The sequence below is a fragment of the Photorhabdus heterorhabditis genome (genome assembly GCF_018448905.1).
Lineage (GTDB): Bacteria > Pseudomonadota > Gammaproteobacteria > Enterobacterales > Enterobacteriaceae > Photorhabdus > Photorhabdus heterorhabditis.
Genome location: NZ_RCWA01000110.1, coordinates 1 through 1,759, shown reverse-complemented (window position 1 = coordinate 1,759; position 1,759 = coordinate 1). Strand labels below are relative to the sequence as shown.

Here is a 1,759-nt window from a genome sequence, read left to right as displayed (position 1 = left end):
TAAGGTTCATCAGGCGCGGAACTCATCGAGGCGCAGGTTCCTTGCCTATAGTGACGCCGGATAGATTTAAGCAAGCCCAAAATTCATCAAAATGAGTGTTGCAAAAACGAGGGCGACCATAGATTTTTATGCTCTCCTATAAGCAAGATCGAAAATTGATATATAAATCACATTTTCACACGTCATGAAACCGGTTACATGAACAGCAAACGCTTCTCACATTCTACCTTAAATGAATTCGTTACTCTATTGTAACAACAATTCGAAACTGGAGTTTGAACTGTATGATTAAGAACAATCTTAATCAGGGGACACTCATACTGTTGAGATCATAGCAATACTATAACTTCTAGTTATACCCAATAGATTTCAAGATGTTTCGCGACGGCAAGGGAGTGAATCCCCGGGAGCATAGCTAACGATGTGACCGGGGTGAGCGAGTGCAGCCAACAAAGAGGCAACTTGAAAGATAACGAGTATATAAGGGAATCGTTCCCTATAGAACAAATAGTTGTTCTTGCTGATTGTTGAAATATTTTTCCCTTTATATTCAATAATTATTGAAGGTCCTATATGAGTCAAATTACCCCTCAGTTAATAAATATGTGGGATAGAAGTCATGAATCATGGTTTGTAAAAGATAAGAAACTTCGTTTTATATATGCAAATAAAGTTTTTATTAAATTAAGTAAGTTACCTGAACACTTTAATGTCAAGGGGTGTACGGCTAAAGAGTTACCTATACCGTTTAATCATCTGGCTCACCTTTTTGAAGAACATGATCGTAAAGTATTACAGGCTATGCAACGAATATCATCTATTGGGACTTATCTTCAAAGCGATAGCCAACAACTTAAGTCCTATTTTTGTGAGAAATACCCATTCATAGATGAAAATAACCAATGCATGGGGATAATTGGTCACATTAAAGAAATAAATCATTTTTCAATACATCATTATATTAAAAATGATACAACTATATCTGTTAAGCTTAGACCGCCTAATCATATATTGACAGAAAAAGAATGGACAATAATCTTTTTATTCTGCCGCGGCATCAGTAGTCAATGCATTGCTAATGAAATGAAAGTTTCATGCCGTACCGTGGAAAAGTATTTCCAAAGTATCTATGAGAAATTATCAATCGGATCAATTATTGAATTGAAACTATTTTGCGCAGAAAATAATTATGACCTCTATATTCCACACAAATACTTTAAATCTATGAACCATTTTCTTTTGGATTAAGCATGATCCCTGTGCTCTATATAAATAAGATTTCAAAATAGTAGATCATTTGAAAGGAACTCAGTCCGATTTTTGCGATTTGATTAATCGTCAAATAATACCCCGAAATGAATGACATCAGATGAAAAAATTTATCCATAAAACCCGGACAAGATTGAACGCTTGTGGCAATCGTTACATGAAACGGTAACACGAAATCATTGCTGTCAGTATGTGCAACAGTTACTTAAATATGTGGAAGAGTTCATGAAGGCGCTTTCGTTACAGCGACAACCTAGAATGATAAAAATGGGTGTATCACTATTATGAATAGCTTATTTATATTCTGTCACTTAATCAAGGTAAATGACAGAATATGACACTCAAAAAATCCATGACGCAAACTAGGCTGTGTCCCTTAATATCAATTAATAGTATTATTATCTGATTGATTTCGATGCAGGAACAAAATAGTGGCACGTTACGACATTTCTGATGATGCTTGGATATTGATAGAATCTTGTTTGCCCCC

The 1,759-nt window shown here is 35.0% G+C and carries 1 protein-coding gene and 1 pseudogene; both read left to right on the top strand.

Annotation, left to right across the window (positions count from 1 at the left end; all coding sequences use genetic code 11):
- Positions 1-573: 573 nt before the first annotated feature.
- Positions 574-1,248 (top strand): helix-turn-helix transcriptional regulator, encoded by a 675-nt coding sequence (locus EAE89_RS22730; RefSeq protein WP_214086640.1) that lies wholly within the window; start codon positions 574-576, stop codon positions 1,246-1,248.
- Between the two features lie 147 nt (positions 1,249-1,395).
- Positions 1,396-1,557, top strand: a pseudogene (locus tag EAE89_RS23870) (IS630 family transposase); the annotation flags it as partial.
- Positions 1,558-1,759: the final 202 nt, after the last annotated feature.

Coding starts and splice junctions, on each gene's coding strand:
- EAE89_RS22730 (WP_214086640.1), top strand. CDS start 574: ATGAGTCAAATTACCCCTCAGTTAATAAATATGTGGGATAGAAGTCAT.